Below are 15,791 nucleotides of genomic sequence, written 5' to 3'. Positions count from 1 at the left end.
ATAGAAGTCGGGGATCTAAACTCAGAATCAGATGAAGAACTTTGTATATCTGGCTTTTCAGTGCTTCTAAGACCTAACTGAATACTACTTACCAACCTTAATAATGAGAATCTTATATATAATCACCCGCGCTGATACAGTTGGGGGTGTACAAGTTCATGTGCGTGACTTGAGTAAGGCCTTACAAGCTGATGGACATCAAGTCCTAGTTATTACTGGAATGCCGGGACTTTACACGGACGACCTATACACCAACAATATAGACTTTCGTGCTTGTACAACATTTCACAAACAGATTAAGCCCTTTCAAGACTGGCAGACCCTGCGGTTTTTCCTCCAAACTATTAAACAATTCCGCCCCGATATTATTAGCACCCATTCCAGTAAAGCAGGAATTTTGGGGCGTTTAGCCGGGAAAATAACCAAAACTCCTTGCTTGTTCACAGCCCACGGTTGGGCTTTTACTGAAGGTGTTCCTCAACCTACCCGCAAAATTTATCAAATCATTGAGCGATTGGCAGAACCCTTGGCCAATCAAATTATCTGTGTGTCTGACCACGACCGATATATCGGGTTAAAAACCGGTATGAACCCCAAGCGACTTAAAACCATTCACAATGGTATGCCAGATATTTCCCCATCCCTGAGGTCGAACCCCGCTGATAGTGAGCCAGTGAAAATTGTCATGGTAGCCCGGTTTGATAAACAAAAAGATCACTACACCTTGCTCCAAGCCTTTCAAAGAGTATCCGGTGCTCAACTCAACTTGGTGGGAGATGGACCTGGACTAGATAATATCAAAAACCTCGCTGTTAAATTAGGTCTTTCCCAAACAGTAAACTTTCTGGGCTTCCGCCAAGATATTGCTCAAGTCTTAGCTCAAGCCCAAATATTTGCCCTAATCTCCCATTGGGAAGGCTTTCCCCGAACTATTATTGAAGCCATGCGGGCGGGACTACCAGTGATTGCTTCCGATGTTGGTGGAGCAGCAGAAGCTATTGATGAAGGAGTTTCTGGTTTCACCATCCCTCGCGGTGATGTGCACACCTTGGAAAACCGACTCAAGCAATTAATAAAAAATGCGGAATTACGTTACAAAATGGGAACCGCAGCCCGACAAAGATATGAACAGGAATTTACCTTTGATCATATGTTTACTCAAACTTACCAGACCTATGAAAACGTATTACTCAAATCTAAATCTCAGGGATAAATAACTTATCATATATTATGAAAACATTATTAACAGGAGCCACAGGACTCACCGGTGGACTACTCCTACAAAAAATTGCCACCCTTCATCCTGGCTCGGAAATCAGTTGCTTAGTTCGTCCTAGCAGTAACCGCGATTTCATAAACTCCCTAAATCTTAAACTTACCTATTACCAAGGCGACAGCGCTAACCCTAATACATGGGACACAGTTCTATCCCAAGCAACTTTTACAACTATCATTCATTTAGTCCAACTGCGCCAGATTCCTACCCTCCTAGATAGCCTGAATAAATTCCAGCAAACTCCGCGATTAATCATCATTGGTACAACAGGGGTTTACTCTCAATACAACCAATATTCAGCTGAGTATAAACAAGCAGAACAAGTTCTATCCCAGTATGGTGGGTCTTATTGCTTGCTACGCCCAACCATGATTTATGGTTCTCCCAAAGACAAAAACCTACACAAGCTGATCAAGTTTTGCCATCGGTATCAATTCTTTCCTGTCTTCGGTAAGGGCAATAATCTCCTACAACCAGTCCATACTGAGGACTTAGCTCAAGCTCTCCTCGATGTTTGGCAATCCCCACATATCCAGGGAGCCTACGACCTTTCTGGGGAAACCATTATCACCTTTCGAGACCTGCTCAAACTCCTAAGCAAACTCATGGGTAAACCTGTATATCAGCTTTCTCTACCTCTTAGCATGGGTATTACTTTAGCTACTCTCCTGGAGAAAACCCTGGGTAGACGTTCCCCAGTGAGACGGGAACAAATTCTGCGACTCCAAGAAGATAAAGCCTATCCTTACGCAGCAGCTACACGAGACTTTGGTTTTACGCCCCGCTCATTAGAAACAGGTCTGAGAGAAGAAATCGCCCTGATGCGGGCACAAGGGATTATTTAAACTCATTACCTGGTGTTTGGACAACTGGAATTTACAGCATCCCTCCTAGGTAAAAGCCCAACGCCTCTGTAAAAGATCCCCGACTTCTATCAGCACTTGTGATCATGTGATCAGATGAGAAGATTATCAACACAAGTCGGGGATCTGAGTAGTGGCAATTAGAGATTATAGTACCAAATATTAATTAATCATTAATTTTATACAAAGAGTTATAAATTACACCCCATGCATCTACTTGCTTTAACTTAGACATCTAAAATCTAATACCAATTTCATACCAAGTGATTTACCTCATATTCATTCCCCTGAGCTTCCTGCTTAGTTGTCTGTTGGTCTATCTGATCAAAAATCAACTTAGCGCCCATCTCATAGATATTCCCAATGAGCGCAGTTCCCACACTCAACCTACCCCCAGAGGGGGCGGACTGGGTTTTGTAGCCTCCTTTTTCATTGTCAGTTGGTGCTTTTCCTGGCTATTTACCCCCAATACTCTCAGTACAGCCCAGATCAACGTTAGCCATATCTGGTTAGTACTCCTACCTCTGACAGTGGTTGGCTTACTGGATGACCGTTGGCAAATTCCAGCTAGGCTGAGATACTTAGTACAGATAGTTGCAGCTAGTATCGCCATATCTTTCTTTGGGATCTTTCCCCAACCCTGGTTAACCAACCTCGGTCCGGTTGGTATTACAGTCGCTATCCTTCTCACCCTCGTGGGTATGACCGCCCTGATTAACTTCTACAACTTCATGGATGGTTTAGATGGTCTAGTAGGGGGGGTAACCATGATTCAACTGAGTTTGATAGCACTGATGGGAAATCAACCTCTGTGGGTGCTGCTGATCGCTGCTCTAGCGGGATTTTTGTACTGGAACTGGTCACCCGCCAAGATATTTATGGGAGATGTGGGTAGTACTGTCTTAGGGGCTACAGTAGCCATAGCCCTATTCAATTATTCCCATGATGCCTCTGTTGTGCAAGCATGGTCGGCCTTAACCATCACCCTACCCATCGCTGGAGACGCTATTTATACCTTAATTTGCCGGTTAAAGCGCCGGGAAAATATTTTTAAAGCCCATCGCACTCACCTATATCAACGTTTACACCAAGCCGGATGGAATCACTCCCAGGTCGCCATTAGCTATATGATATTTACCAGTGCCATAGGCCTGAACATTTATCTGTTCGGTAGTGTTGGAGCCTGGATAAACTTGCTCATGACAGCAGCAGCGATCGCCTTTCTGGAAATGTATTTAAAGCAACTTACCACATATTCTCGTGAGAAAGTATTGACAAAAGACGTAAAGAATGATAATTAAAGGGCTTGTTTATTCTGCAATTGATATAGGGTGAAATAATAGGCGATCGCCTTTAACACTACCCTGGGGGCGATCGCTGCTCTGAAAAAAGATGAAAACAGATAAGCTATTTTACCGCATATTCCTAACTCAACCAGGTATCCTTGCCGAACTGATACCAGGAATCCCTCCAGACTGTGAGTTTGAATACTCCGACCCTGTGATTAAGGTAGAGGAATTTCGCCACGATGGGGTATTAACTCCCATAGGGGAGGACATCAACCTACCCAGAGTGATGAAAACAGACAAGCTATTTTACCGTATATTCCTAACTCAAAAGAGCCTACTGGCTGAACTGATACCGGGAATTCCTCCAGACTGTGAGTTTGACTACTCAGCCCAGTGATTAAGGCAGAGGAATTTCGCTACGATGGGGTTTTAACTCCCATAGGGGACGACCTCAACCTACCCATAGTATTTGTGGAAGCGCAAATGGAACCAGATAAAGGTTTTTATGGGCGCTACTTTGCCTCAGTCCACTCATACTTGAAAGAATACAACATCAGCAGAGCATGGCAGGGACTAATCATCCTCAAATCCCGTAGTCATGAACTGGGGTCAGAAATACCTTATGGAGATTTAGAGAAAAAAGTACAGAGACTTTACCTGGAAGACTTGCTATCAGAAACAGACCTAAGTCCTAACCTAGGAATATTGCAGTTAATTGTTCTCCCTCAAAACCGGGTAGGTGAAGCAGCCCAAAAACTACTGCAAAATGTAGAGAACAAAACACAATTCACACAAAGACTAGACTTGATAGAGGCTATACTAGTAAGCAAATTCCCCCAAATCAGTCCAGAGGAAATATTGAAGATGTTAGAGTTTGTGAAATTATAGACAAATCTACAAAGTCACTTTACCAGGGGTAAACCTGATTGGAGTTACTCCTAACCCCTCTATCCCGTCTGCAAAAGCGTTCAGGACTGCTTTTCTTAATATGTTGTACGCCCCATTTAAATCAGCGTTTATTAACCTTCCATTAGAAGCTTTATACAACCCACGAGCTACTCTTCTACCACTAAATACACGTTCTGCCCCTTTTTGGTACTCCGGGATATTATCAAGGTCAAGAAAACTAGCCTTAGAGGTATAACTTTCTTCGTTGATAATAACTTTAACGCCAGCTAAGTTAGCTTTATAAACCAACTGCTGGATAAATTTATAGTGCGGTATCTGAACAAAATTTTGATTGTTACGCTTACCAATATTAATATCTTGCTTCCACTGTTTGTTGTTACCAATCACCAAAGTATCAATCTGATTTTGTCGAAGGTAATTAATAATGGTTCTACTAGCTTGGTGTAGATAGGTATCAACTTTACTATCTCTTTTGGTGAGAAGATTGGATATTTTGTTGGAGGTGTATCTATTGGGGTCTTGAGTTTGAAGCTTCGATTGGAGTTGGGCTTTTTGTTTATTAAAGAATTGATTGGTTGACTTTAATGGGCGACCATTAATAATCAACGGCTGAAAGCCTTTTTTGTTTGAAGCTATGGTGGCCAGGTTATTAAGCCCCAAATCGATAGCTGCAATATATTGATTCCTAACTGTGACTACTTCATTCTTTTCATAAACAGCCTCTACTACATGGAATCCACTTCTAGGTACTAATCTAAGTTCTTTAACTTGACTTTGAATAGCAGTTGAAATAGATATATTTGTACCTGAAGGTTGTAATAACCCTTTTTTTAAGCCTTTTTTGCTAATACCCTGTGCCGGGTAAATGACCACACAACGACCTTTTGTTTTATGTTTATATCCAGGTAGTCTAGGCCGACCTTTGAACTTATCAGGGTTGGTCGTAAAAGAACTAATAGCTGCAAAATATGAAAGCCAGCATCTATCAACTAATTTAATGATTTGACAACTTACCTTTGCTGGCAAAGCTTTATAATCAACAGATTCTTTGATTAGGTGATAGGCTCCCGCATAATTAATATGCTTGTTGTTATGGATGTATTCCTGTCTAACTATGAAGTTAACAGCATTGTATAGGTTCTTCGATTTAAAGCAAAGTTCATCTATTTCTTTGTATGCTGGGTGACTTGGTTTAATAACATGACGCTCAATCAGCTTCATTTTGTAACTCCTGAGTGATACGTTCTGTTTTTCTCTTTGCTCTTCTTAACCCATACATCCTTGCACTAAACGAGTATATTATCGATACTAGATCTTGCATTAGTTCATCTCTACCTTCAGTAGCTTGATTAACAATTTCCAACTCTTTACCTAGTTTATTAAGAAGAATCTTTAAATAGTTCAAACCAAACCTTGCTACTCTATCAGGGTGTTCGGCCAGAAGAATATTATACTTATCGTCTTTTAGAAGCTTTGACAACTGTTTGCGGTTGTCATTTAACCCACTGCCGATTTCTTTAACAACTTTATATATTGTGTACCCCCTAGCTGTAGCATATTGGGTTAACCTTTCAGCTTGTCTTTCTAAGTTGTCTTTTGAACCATTATCAGAAACACGGCAGTAGATAGCTACAACTTTGTTAGGGTTTTGGTTAGTTTCAGGTAGATTAATAATTATGGTTCCTGTAGGTTGTTGATAACCTGTGATTACGCCGGATTTGTACCAACGCCACGCAGTTCTATAACTTATCCCTACCTTTTTTGCATAATCAGATAGTTTCATTCATTTAATGATCGTACATTCATAATATTATACTACAAATGTACATAAATGACTATAAATTCATTAAATTATTGTAGACCTGAAAACAGCAGATATTACCCAGACAAGATTCTATCGGGATGTGTTTCAACTAGGAGCTAAAGAGGGTAAACAGGAAGGTGAAGCCCAGCTAATTATCCGTCTGTTGAAGCGTCGCTGTGGGGTATTGTCACCCAACCAAGAAGCTCAAATCCGTTCCCTAGACCTAAATCAACTGGAGTCCCTAGGGGAAGCCCTCCTAGACTTTACTACTATTGTTGACCTAGAAGCCTGGTTAAATGGTACACATCAGGGAAAATAGGAGTGTACTACCAAATATACTAGTGCCGGTGCGATCGCCTACCTATACTGGTGCTAGTGCGATCGCCTTTAACACTACCCTGGGTGCGATATAGAAGTAATTTTACCAAAAATCCAAAGGTTGATCGCCACATTTAACCAGTGGCTAGAATCTCAGGTAAAGGTGAGATAAACGCATATCTGGGGAAAATTCTGTCAGGTGAAAAATTTGCCTCTAACATAGGCATATAGCTGAAATCTCATCCATGGATTATGCTCAAACCTCTGCGCCTATTTACCCTAGCTGGTTGTCTGGGAATGTTCACCATAGCCACCGCTATCCCCTTGCGTCTAGCCATAGCACGTCAACAAAATCCCCACCCCCAAGCCATCTTGATGCTCAGTGGGGAAAACAGCAGAGCCAAATTCACCCGAGAAATGGCTCAAGAATTCCCTGACCTTCCCATCTGGGTCTCCGTGGGCGATCCGGAAATCCGGAGCATCTTAGACGACCTTCACAGCCAAGGGCCACAGGGAGTCGATCGCATCCAGTACGACAACCGCGCCACAGATACAGTTACTAATTTTACCACCATGGTTGCACCTTTGCAACAAAATAATATTCGCCACGTCTATCTCGTCACCTCAGACTACCATATGCCCCGCTCCCAGGCGATCGCCACTATTGTTTTTGGTAGTCAGGGAATCGCCTTTACTCCCGTCCCCGTCCCCTCCCAAAGCTCTCGGCGAGAAGCTCGACCCCGCATCGCTAGGGACATAGGGCGCTCAGTGCTGTGGGCTAGTCACTGGACGCACCGGAGCCAGTTACAATCCCCGCTTGCAATCGGCGAGAGGGAATAGCAGATCATAACTGTGTAAATTTACTAAATATCCCCCAAATATCCCCGAGTCCTGGTAATGTACAATTGTTACGAGAATTCGGGGATTTGATTATTAATACTTAGTTTCTACCAAATTTAATTTCAAAACTGTTTGATCACACTTTCACATACATAACTATGCGAATAACATATTTTCTGCTTAGTGTTTTGAAAAAAACTGTTTTTATCAAAAATATTGTCCATTTTCTCAAGACTTCCTCAAGAACAAAAAAGCATCTGATTCTGTATTTAACTGACTCTCTACTATTTTTATTGGCAATTTATATTGCATTTTCCATAAATTTCCAGAGTTTATTTACTTTGGATATGCTGGTTAAATATCTCCCTTCTATTATTCTGCTGATTCCCGGAAAAATCCTGTTATTTTCCCTACTGGGAATGTACAAAAATGTCCTCAAGTACAGTGAATTTGCCTTTTTATACACAGCATTCAAATCAGTTATTCTGGGACAAGGAGGATTGATCATCCTGGATTTGATTTTCCGGGTCAATTTCCTCCCCATCTCTGTTCAGATATTAGATACTTTAATCACACTAATTTTAATAGTCAAAGTCAGACTCATAGCCCGATGGCTGTTATATGGTCTGAGTTCCCCCCTGAGATTAAAACAGCACTCTCAACCCAATGGTAGTGTAGCAGATAGCAAGCAACTCCTGGAACCAGTAATTATCTATGGAGCCGGACAAGCTGGATTTCAACTATCCCAAGCACTTGCTCAGGATAACAACTTTGAGATTATAGCCTTTGTGGACGACAATTCACAACTATGGAAACATGCGATTAATGGCATTCAGGTTTATAGTCCTGAGAAGTTGGAATATCTAATTAACAAGTACCAGGTGCAGCTAGTACTCTTAGCAATTCCATCAGCTACCCCCAAAAGAAAGCAAAAAATTGTTGCGGAACTCAAAGCTCTAGATTTAGAAGTCAAAACAGTACCCACCCTAGCAGAAATCATATCTGGTAAAGTCTCCATAGATCAGGTACGTCAAATTAATATAGGCGATATTTTAGGACGTGAGGAAGTTCTACCAGATCCAAACTTACTGCGAGTCAACATCACAAATAAATCTGTTTTAGTCACGGGTGCAGGTGGTTCTATTGGCTCAGAACTCTGTCGCCAAATTGCTCAACAACAACCCAGCCACCTGGTTCTATATGAATTAAATGAATTTGCACTATATAACATTGAGATAGAGTTACGAGAAACCTACCCTAATTTATGTTGTTCTGCTTGTCTAGGCTCAGTAACTGATGCCGAACGTCTCAAACAGGTAATTACAGAATATGATGTTGATACTTTATATCATGCGGCGGCTTACAAACACGTTCCTTTAGTGGAAATGAACCCAGCCCAAGGAGTGATTAACAACATTTACGGTACACTAGTAGCTACCCGCACGGCCAATGAGTGTAAAGTTGAGACTTTTGTTTTAATTTCTACCGATAAGGCTGTACGTCCCACCAGTGTGATGGGAACAACCAAACGAGTGGCTGAGTTGATTTTGCAAGCTTTATCAAAACAGCCGGACACTTACACTCGTTTGATTATGGTGCGGTTTGGTAATGTGTTAAATAGTACTGGTTCAGTGGTACCCCGATTTCAGCGGCAAATTTTGCAGCGACAACCGATTACTATTACCCATCCCGAAATTACTCGCTATTTTATGTCCATTCCCGAAGCAGCTCGCCTGGTAATTCAAGCGGGCGCTCTGGGGGAGGGGGGGAGGTTTTCCTCTTGGATATGGGGGAACCGGTGAAAATTTACGATCTGGCGGTGCAAATGGTGAAACTCAGTGGTCTAGTTTTAGGGAAGGACATTGAGATTAAGATCACAGGGTTGCGTCCAGGGGAAAAGCTCTATGAAGAGCTGTTGATTCAAGAAGACAATGTTCAAAGAACTATACATCCAAAAATTTATGCCGCCCAGGAAGCAATGATACCTTGGACAAAGCTAGAGCCATATCTGCATCAGCTATTCTTAGCAGCCCAAACAGAAGACAGAGATACTCTCTTATCTCTGCTGAAAGTGCTGGTTCCTGAATATTGCCCTCCACAGTTATCATCGCAACTGATGAGTAAATCTGCGTAGGTTTCTACATGGTTTGATAGGTAAGGGGGCGATAGATTAATTTAATACTGCTGTTGAGGGAGCATCGCCCCTTGGTTCACAAAAAAAATGGAGAGTTAACTGCCGGTTAGCCCTTTCTGGTCTTGTCCTGGTAAGCTAATGGTAACTACTCTTCTCTTTTCTTCTTCGGCTTTAGGCATAGTGAGACATAAAACACCATTTCTAAAATCTGCTTGTACTTGATCGTTCTGAATGCGAGATGGTAGGGGTATTATCCTTTGAAATTTGCCATAGCGAAATTCTGAACGACGCATCCCTGTTTTTTCTTCTTTGATTTCAGATTTACGCTCACCGGTGACGGAAACTGTATCTGCTGCGACTTTAACATCTAAGTCCTGGGGTGAAATCCCGGGAATTTCCATCCGCAGGGTGACTTGCTCCGGGGTTTCGTCAATTTCTGCTGGGGGTACAAATGTTAAGCGATCGCTCAGGATATCCCCAGTTTCACTCGGTCCGGCAATTTGATCAAGGAGACGATTCATCTGGCGTTGCATGGTTTCTATTTCTCTAAAAGGTTCCCAGCGACTTAATACCATAATTTTTAGCTCCAATTAATTACATGAGTGAGTGAGTCACAGCAAAGATTGGGGATGTGAGCACAGGGGAAAAAACGGTTTTCTAAAGACCAGAGGGAAAAGTTTCGGGTGCGTCTCCCATTTCCCAGGTAAGAACGCGGTCTAGAGGTTGAACCCCCTTGGTATCATCAAGCTGTAAATCCCTGTTCTTGAATGAGTCGCTTGGTAATTTCTGCCCGTTGCTGGTAAAATTCATGGGTACAGTAGGAGGCTTCGCCAATTAAGTTCAGCAATGGGTCGTAGTCTTGAGTAGCGCCGGTTAAGGGGTGGGCGTACCCACGCACCCCATCGACTATGTTGGTGATAGTTGCATCAAGCATAGGAATTAATCTTTGAAAATTCTGGCTCACAACCCCAGGGATAGGGTTTTACACCTGGTAGGTTTAGGCTGTAACTAAGTTAAGCTTAAAAGTCTTGACTGCTGATTCCATCTGGCTCAGGGTGGATGATACTAGATATATAGTTCTCTGTGTGGGAGGAGTTATTTAGTTGCTCTGGTGAATAAATGTAAAACCATAAATCAAAGCTTTGAGGAGGCTAAACAAGAAAATAGGTTCAGGGTTTTTGAAGGGTTTCCCCTCAAAAGTGTACATTTTGGGTTAAATAAATCAGAAAATTTGGGGATGACAGATAGCTGAAACTGTTCGGTGTGTCCCCCGTTCCCTGTTCCCTGTTCCCAACCCTATTTAAGAATCAGTTGCAAAATCACACCCATGTCCGATCAAGTTTGGTTATCACATCTGCAAAAACACCGGGCGATCGCCGTTATCCGCGCCTCAGATATGCAATTAGCTGCCAAAATGGCTATGGCGGTCGCCTCTGGGGGAATGCAGTTAATTGAAATTACCTGGAATAGCCATCGCCCCGGGGAATTAATTAGTCAATTACGGGCAGAATTACCAAACTGTGTAATTGGTACCGGTACCCTGTTCAATGTCCAGCAACTGCAAGAGGCGATCGCCTGTGGGGCGCAATTTCTGTTTACTCCCCATGTTGATGTGGCGATGATTCAAGCTGCACTAGCCAAAAATGTCCCCATTATCCCCGGTGCTTTGACCCCTACAGAAATAGTCACAGCTTGGAATCAGGGAGCTAGCTGTGTCAAGGTGTTTCCCGTGCAAGCTGTGGGCGGGGTCAACTACATTAAAAGTTTACAAGGGCCACTGGGTCATATTCCTTTAATTCCCACTGGGGGAGTCACCCCCGACAATGCAGAGGATTTTATCCAAGCCGGGGCGATCGCTGTGGGTTTAAGCGGTCAATTATTCCCATCATCACTGGTAAAATCTGGCAATTGGCAGGCGATCGCCTCCCACGCCCATCAACTCATGGAGCGATTAAATGCCAACATCCCATGATTCTTTAATTCTTTGGTTATAGCATAAAAAAAATCACAAGTCAAATGCCGACTATATATATGATAATAGTTTTTCAAGTACCCGTCCGTTGCTGTATTATTGGTGTGCAATGTCTGAGTTAATTTTGTTTTGGCATCGTCGTGATTTACGTATTTCCGATAATACAGGACTAGCTGCGGCTAGGGAGCGGAGCGCCAAAGTAGTAGGGGTATTTTGCCTTGACCCCCAGATTCTGGAAAGAGACGATATTGCCCCCGCCAGAGTAACATACATGATTGGCTGTTTACAAGCACTGCAACAGAGATATACTCAAGTAGGTAGCCAATTATTAATAATTCATAACAACCCCATCCAGGCCATACCAGCCTTAGCAGTGGATTTAAAAGCCAAAGCTGTATTTTGGAACTCCGACGTAGAGCCTTATTCCCAAACCCGGGATAGGGAGGTGATGTCTGCGCTCAAACAACAAGGTATTGAATGTCAGCAAACTTGGGACCAATTGCTGCACCCACCGGAAGAGATTCGTACAGGTGCGAAAACTCCTTACACTGTTTATACTCCTTTTTGGAGAAATTGGAGCAGCAGACCCAAGGCGCAGCCAGTAGCAACCCTAGAAAATGCCCTAGGATTAACAGAGACTGAGACAGAAACTGCCCAACAAGTAGGGGTAATTGAATTACCCTCAGCCCAAGACCTAGGATATATTTGGGAGCAAGAATTAATTATTCAACCGGGAGAAGCCCCAGCACAGGCACAGTTAGAGCAATTTACTAATTATCATATCACAAAATACCAAGAACAGCGTAACTTGCCTGGAATTGATGGCACATCTAGACTGAGTGCGGCTTTAAAACTTGGAGCTATTGGCATTCGTACAGTGTGGCAAGCCACCTTAGAAGCGGCAGAACATAGCCACAGCGAAGAAGCAGAAAATAGTATCCGCACATGGCAACAGGAATTAGCCTGGCGGGAGTTTTATCAACACGCCATGTATAACTTCCCCGAATTAGCTTTAGGTGCTTACCGCGACACCTTCAAAAACTTTCCCTGGCGGAATAACCAACAACATTTTCAGGCTTGGTGTGAAGGTAAAACCGGCTATCCTATTGTAGATGCGGCCATGCGGCAATTAAATCAAACTGGCTGGATGCATAACCGGTGTCGGATGATTGTCGCCAGTTTTTTAACCAAAGATTTAATTATCAATCCCCAATGGGGAGAAAAATACTTTATGCAGAAACTCATCGACGGTGATTTATCTGCAAATAATGGCGGATGGCAATGGAGCGCCTCTAGTGGTATGGATCCCAAGCCCTTAAGAATTTTTAACCCAGCCAGTCAAGCCCAAAAATTTGATGGGGAAGGAGAATATATTCGCCAATGGGTATCAGAACTCCGGTCGGTAGACTCAGAATATTTAGTCACAGGCAAAATTCCACCTTTAGAATTACAAGCCTGTGGTTATCCCGCCCCAATTGTAGATCATAAAGTACAACAAGCTGTATTTAAGCAGATGTATCAACAGCAAAAGGCTTGATTGACAATCCCCACGCCTAAAATCTCACAAGGGTAGGTATTTTACATTGTCGTGAGGGTAAGACTTGGTGGACAAGGTGGACAAGGTGACAAGGGAGGAAAACAGTAGAAAGTCTGTATTCTTAGTCACAAAAATAGTCCGTCAAAAAACCATTGTCCGTATAAAATCTTTCTTGTCCATCCCTTCGACTACGCTCAGGACAAGCCTTCCTTGTCTTCGGTGGTCTTGGCTTCACAAATCATATTAAAAACCTACCCCTGTGAGACCCCTAACATCGGGGGTTGTGGTAAGAGCTTATACATCAACCCCCAAAAATCATTAATTCTATGAAGAAATGATGAAATTTTGAGCATATAGAGATTTAGGCTACCAATACGCTACACTAAGAAAGTACAAGAATTGTACAAATAAATACAAAATAATATGAATAATCAAGTCTACGAGGTATTTGAAGCTATCGAACTTAAAGCCAAACTACTGGCTCAATGCTGGCATAATTTTCACATAGAAATCTGCCAGCACTTACCAGATACATATCTACCGGAAATAGAAAAACTGTCCCATAACCTGGAAACAGCCTTAAATCAACTGGTGAATGAACTGCGTTATCCCACTCTTACCCTAGCTACCACAGGAACCACCAGCAGCGGTAAAAGCACCTTAGTTAATTTACTCTGCGGAGCGGAAATTGTACCAGTAGCCGTGAGTGAAATGAGTGCTGGTACTGTGACTATTGAATACAATTCCCAAAAGTCTTTAGTCATCTATGAAACCCCAGGCGCATTGTGGGAGTGTGGAGAATGGAAGGGTATTACTGAAGATAAAATTTATCAGCGTCTCTACCAGGCGATGATCACTTATATCGAAAACCGAGAAACACAACCCAACTTAGCTTGTCCACAATCTAAAATTTGTTACCCCATTAGACTTTTAAAGGACTCCCAATGGGAACTACCACAAGGTACCACCGTGAGAATTCTGGATTTACCCGGTTTAGCTTACGTGGGTGATCAGGGTAACGCTAATGTGATTAAACAGTGTCGCGAGGCTCTGTGTATAGTCACCTATAACAGCGCAGAGACAGATTCCCAAAAAGTACATAGTTTACTACAAGAAGTAGTACAGCAGGTCAAAGATTTAGGTGGTTCTCCCGCGAGAATGCTATTTACTTTGAATCGAATCGATGTTTTCCGCACCGATAAAAACTGGCCAGAAACAGAAAATCGCTTTTGTGAAAGCACCATAGCTAATATTAAAAGGGAGTTAACCCAGCAGCTAAGGGAATACTCAGAGGAAATCGAAAATTTAGAAGTAGTCAAATTAAGTACATGGCCGGCGTTGTTATCCCTGCAAATGCAAAGTTTTGATACTATTTACAGCGCTGAAGCGTGTAAAAAGGCGGATAACTATTTTAGTGTATTAATTGAAGATATATTAGAAGATTTGCCCCGGAACACTCAAAAATGGTCTATTCACGACAAAAACAGAGTGGCGCAAGCATTATGGCAAAAATCCTATGGACAGGAATTTCACGATAACTTAAGAAAACATATTAATCAACATTTCCCTCAGTTAGTCATCCCTCAAATCATAGAACGGTTTAATATAGCTGCTGGAAATGCTGTTAGAGAGTGGTCTTTACAAACAACAACCGCTATTGTTAATAGTTCTGAGGAACAATATCAACAAGAGTGCGAAAAGATATCACAAACCAGGTCAGCGCTACAGTCATTACTTGAAGAAAGTGATGCACAGCTTAAAAAACCCTGCGAAGACCTAGAACTAAAAGTTAAACAGGTTTTAGCAGGGGAATCAACAGAAGACCTAGTTAATCACATCAAAAAGGTAATTGGGGAACTGCAAGCACAGGCACCTTATAATCAATTAGGAGAGAAATTATTCCCCATATACGGATGTTTCCCGGAATTGAACAAGGGAATTAACCAAGTATTAGAAGCAGTTGCAAAGTCTTTAGAAACCGGAAAGGTAGATTTAGACACTCCCAACTTGAAACGAGCCAATGTATTAAGCGTGAATTTACTCTCAAAAAATTTACAGCGTTTAATTAACTTGGGTTATACAGGTTCCCTAGCTAAAGAAGGGAAAAAGATGGAAGCGAGGACAGAAGCACAGAAAAAAGAACTCCAACAGATCAATGAGGGACTAAATGAACTAGCTATACATTTAAACGTTATTTTGCAAGATGTATTAAAGCAAGTTTCCCAACAGGTGGTAGAGAGAATTTACAATTCAGTTTCTGAATTATTCCGTTGTCATTTGGCTTATATTGAAGAAAATGCCAATAATCAGGCCCCCCATATAGCCATCAAATTCCCAGAAGGACAACTGATTAAAGTTGACGCTAACCAATTGACATTTAATTTCTGCTTTCAAGCTGGTTTTCCTATTCATCAAGGAACTTGGGAAGAAGAAATCAAGGTAGAAAAAAAAGAAAGACTCTGGTATACTCTATGGATATGGGAAAAAACTTTTTATGAAACTGAATATCAAACCCGTTCTAGTGATAATGCGGCAATACCTAGTGTAGAAGATTTGCTGACCAGTTGGATTATTCAGTCGAAACAGCAAGAAGCAGAAATAGTCAATAAAATCGCCACTTGGTTAATCACACAAATTAATTGTTTAAAAAAAACCGTATCTCAAATTCAGAATGATATTATTGACCGTTATCAAGCCAGACTGGATAAAGCACACCAAGAAACTACTCTAGATTATGAAAAACAAAGAAATATCTGGGTACCTATGCAGGAAAAAGCTCAAAACCTCTCAGAAGATTTTGATAGCTTAGGGCAAAGTTGGAACCTGAAAAGTTGATTTTGCATATAAAT

At 41.9% G+C, this 15,791-nt stretch carries 14 protein-coding genes and 1 pseudogene; 11 read left to right on the top strand and 4 right to left on the bottom strand.

The window, feature by feature from the left end:
• Positions 1-103 precede the first annotated feature (103 nt).
• The 5 genes from AC6IZ0_RS13435 (at position 104) to AC6IZ0_RS13415 (ending at position 4,316) form a co-directional block, all read left to right on the top strand.
• On the top strand, positions 104-1,213 hold the full coding sequence (locus AC6IZ0_RS13435) for a glycosyltransferase family 4 protein (RefSeq protein WP_497723359.1): 1,110 nt from the start codon (positions 104-106) through the stop codon (positions 1,211-1,213).
• 17 nt (positions 1,214-1,230) lie between these two features.
• Entirely contained in the window at positions 1,231-2,121 is an 891-nt protein-coding gene (locus AC6IZ0_RS13430) for an NAD-dependent epimerase/dehydratase family protein (protein WP_497723357.1), read from the top strand.
• Positions 2,122-2,450: 329 nt separating this feature from the next.
• Positions 2,451-3,440 carry an MraY family glycosyltransferase gene (locus tag AC6IZ0_RS13425; RefSeq protein WP_497723355.1) on the top strand — a complete coding sequence of 330 codons (990 nt, stop codon included), beginning with the start codon at positions 2,451-2,453 and terminating at the stop codon, positions 3,438-3,440.
• A gap of 91 nt (positions 3,441-3,531) precedes the next feature.
• Positions 3,532-3,825, top strand: a complete 294-nt coding sequence (locus AC6IZ0_RS13420) for a DUF2887 domain-containing protein (RefSeq protein WP_497723354.1) — start codon at positions 3,532-3,534, stop codon at positions 3,823-3,825.
• On the top strand, positions 3,822-4,316 hold the full coding sequence (locus tag AC6IZ0_RS13415) for an Rpn family recombination-promoting nuclease/putative transposase (RefSeq protein WP_497723353.1): 495 nt from the start codon (positions 3,822-3,824) through the stop codon (positions 4,314-4,316). Before AC6IZ0_RS13420 ends, AC6IZ0_RS13415 begins: the two co-directional genes overlap by 4 nt.
• Positions 4,317-4,322: 6 nt before the next feature.
• On the opposite strand, the gene AC6IZ0_RS13410 is transcribed toward AC6IZ0_RS13415, so the two are convergent.
• Both AC6IZ0_RS13410 and AC6IZ0_RS13405 read right to left on the bottom strand, forming a co-directional pair.
• Positions 4,323-5,558, bottom strand: a complete 1,236-nt coding sequence (locus AC6IZ0_RS13410; protein ID WP_497723352.1) for an RNA-guided endonuclease InsQ/TnpB family protein — start codon at positions 5,556-5,558, stop codon at positions 4,323-4,325.
• Entirely contained in the window at positions 5,545-6,120 is a 576-nt protein-coding gene (locus AC6IZ0_RS13405) for an IS607 family transposase (RefSeq protein ID WP_497723350.1), read from the bottom strand. The genes AC6IZ0_RS13410 and AC6IZ0_RS13405 overlap by 14 nt, the downstream gene beginning before the upstream one ends.
• Before the next feature lie 121 nt (positions 6,121-6,241).
• Here AC6IZ0_RS13405 and AC6IZ0_RS13400 point away from each other — a divergent pair, with 121 nt between their 5' ends.
• The 3 genes and pseudogenes from AC6IZ0_RS13400 to AC6IZ0_RS13390 all read left to right on the top strand — a co-directional run bounded on the left by AC6IZ0_RS13400 (position 6,242) and on the right by AC6IZ0_RS13390 (position 9,433).
• On the top strand, positions 6,242-6,460 hold the full coding sequence (locus AC6IZ0_RS13400; RefSeq protein WP_497723349.1) for a DUF4351 domain-containing protein: 219 nt from the start codon (positions 6,242-6,244) through the stop codon (positions 6,458-6,460).
• A 251-nt stretch (positions 6,461-6,711) separates the two neighbouring features.
• Positions 6,712-7,299 carry a YdcF family protein gene (locus tag AC6IZ0_RS13395; RefSeq protein WP_497723347.1) on the top strand — a complete coding sequence of 196 codons (588 nt, stop codon included), beginning with the start codon at positions 6,712-6,714 and terminating at the stop codon, positions 7,297-7,299.
• Positions 7,300-7,457: 158 nt separating this feature from the next.
• Positions 7,458-9,433: pseudogene (locus AC6IZ0_RS13390) on the top strand (polysaccharide biosynthesis protein).
• A 95-nt stretch (positions 9,434-9,528) separates the two neighbouring features.
• Here the strand turns inward: AC6IZ0_RS13390 and AC6IZ0_RS13385 are convergent.
• Positions 9,529-10,008, bottom strand: a complete 480-nt coding sequence (locus tag AC6IZ0_RS13385) for an Hsp20/alpha crystallin family protein (protein ID WP_497723346.1) — start codon at positions 10,006-10,008, stop codon at positions 9,529-9,531.
• Between the two features lie 167 nt (positions 10,009-10,175).
• Complete coding sequence (locus tag AC6IZ0_RS13380; protein ID WP_497723344.1) at positions 10,176-10,367, bottom strand: hypothetical protein; 192 nt, start codon at positions 10,365-10,367, stop codon at positions 10,176-10,178.
• 393 nt (positions 10,368-10,760) lie between these two features.
• Here AC6IZ0_RS13380 and AC6IZ0_RS13375 point away from each other — a divergent pair, with 393 nt between their 5' ends.
• The 3 genes from AC6IZ0_RS13375 to AC6IZ0_RS13365 all read left to right on the top strand — a co-directional run bounded on the left by AC6IZ0_RS13375 (position 10,761) and on the right by AC6IZ0_RS13365 (position 15,777).
• Positions 10,761-11,405 carry a bifunctional 4-hydroxy-2-oxoglutarate aldolase/2-dehydro-3-deoxy-phosphogluconate aldolase gene (locus AC6IZ0_RS13375; RefSeq protein ID WP_497723343.1) on the top strand — a complete coding sequence of 215 codons (645 nt, stop codon included), beginning with the start codon at positions 10,761-10,763 and terminating at the stop codon, positions 11,403-11,405.
• A 109-nt stretch (positions 11,406-11,514) separates the two neighbouring features.
• Complete coding sequence (locus AC6IZ0_RS13370) at positions 11,515-12,942, top strand: FAD-binding domain-containing protein (RefSeq protein ID WP_497723342.1); 1,428 nt, start codon at positions 11,515-11,517, stop codon at positions 12,940-12,942.
• A 423-nt stretch (positions 12,943-13,365) separates the two neighbouring features.
• Positions 13,366-15,777 (top strand): dynamin family protein, encoded by a 2,412-nt coding sequence (locus AC6IZ0_RS13365; protein ID WP_497723340.1) that lies wholly within the window; start codon positions 13,366-13,368, stop codon positions 15,775-15,777.
• Positions 15,778-15,791 lie beyond the last annotated feature (14 nt).

The sequence above is a fragment of the Anabaenopsis sp. NIES-4685 genome, assembly GCF_059725405.1.
The sequence above is the reverse complement of the archived record's forward strand: the minus strand, read 5'-3'. Positions and strand labels throughout refer to the sequence as shown.

Excerpts from the sequence above, each read along its gene's own strand:
- AC6IZ0_RS13435 (WP_497723359.1), top strand. The coding sequence starts at position 104 with ATGAGAATCTTATATATAATCACCCGCGCTGATACAGTTGGGGGTGTA.
- AC6IZ0_RS13430 (WP_497723357.1), top strand. The coding sequence starts at position 1,231 with ATGAAAACATTATTAACAGGAGCCACAGGACTCACCGGTGGACTACTC.
- AC6IZ0_RS13420 (WP_497723354.1), top strand. The coding sequence starts at position 3,532 with ATGAAAACAGATAAGCTATTTTACCGCATATTCCTAACTCAACCAGGT.
- AC6IZ0_RS13410 (WP_497723352.1), bottom strand. The coding sequence starts at position 5,558 with ATGAAGCTGATTGAGCGTCATGTTATTAAACCAAGTCACCCAGCATAC.
- AC6IZ0_RS13405 (WP_497723350.1), bottom strand. The coding sequence starts at position 6,120 with ATGAAACTATCTGATTATGCAAAAAAGGTAGGGATAAGTTATAGAACT.
- AC6IZ0_RS13395 (WP_497723347.1), top strand. The coding sequence starts at position 6,712 with ATGCTCAAACCTCTGCGCCTATTTACCCTAGCTGGTTGTCTGGGAATG.
- AC6IZ0_RS13385 (WP_497723346.1), bottom strand. The coding sequence starts at position 10,008 with ATGGTATTAAGTCGCTGGGAACCTTTTAGAGAAATAGAAACCATGCAA.
- AC6IZ0_RS13380 (WP_497723344.1), bottom strand. The coding sequence starts at position 10,367 with ATGCTTGATGCAACTATCACCAACATAGTCGATGGGGTGCGTGGGTAC.
- AC6IZ0_RS13375 (WP_497723343.1), top strand. The coding sequence starts at position 10,761 with ATGTCCGATCAAGTTTGGTTATCACATCTGCAAAAACACCGGGCGATC.
- AC6IZ0_RS13370 (WP_497723342.1), top strand. The coding sequence starts at position 11,515 with ATGTCTGAGTTAATTTTGTTTTGGCATCGTCGTGATTTACGTATTTCC.
- AC6IZ0_RS13365 (WP_497723340.1), top strand. The coding sequence starts at position 13,366 with ATGAATAATCAAGTCTACGAGGTATTTGAAGCTATCGAACTTAAAGCC.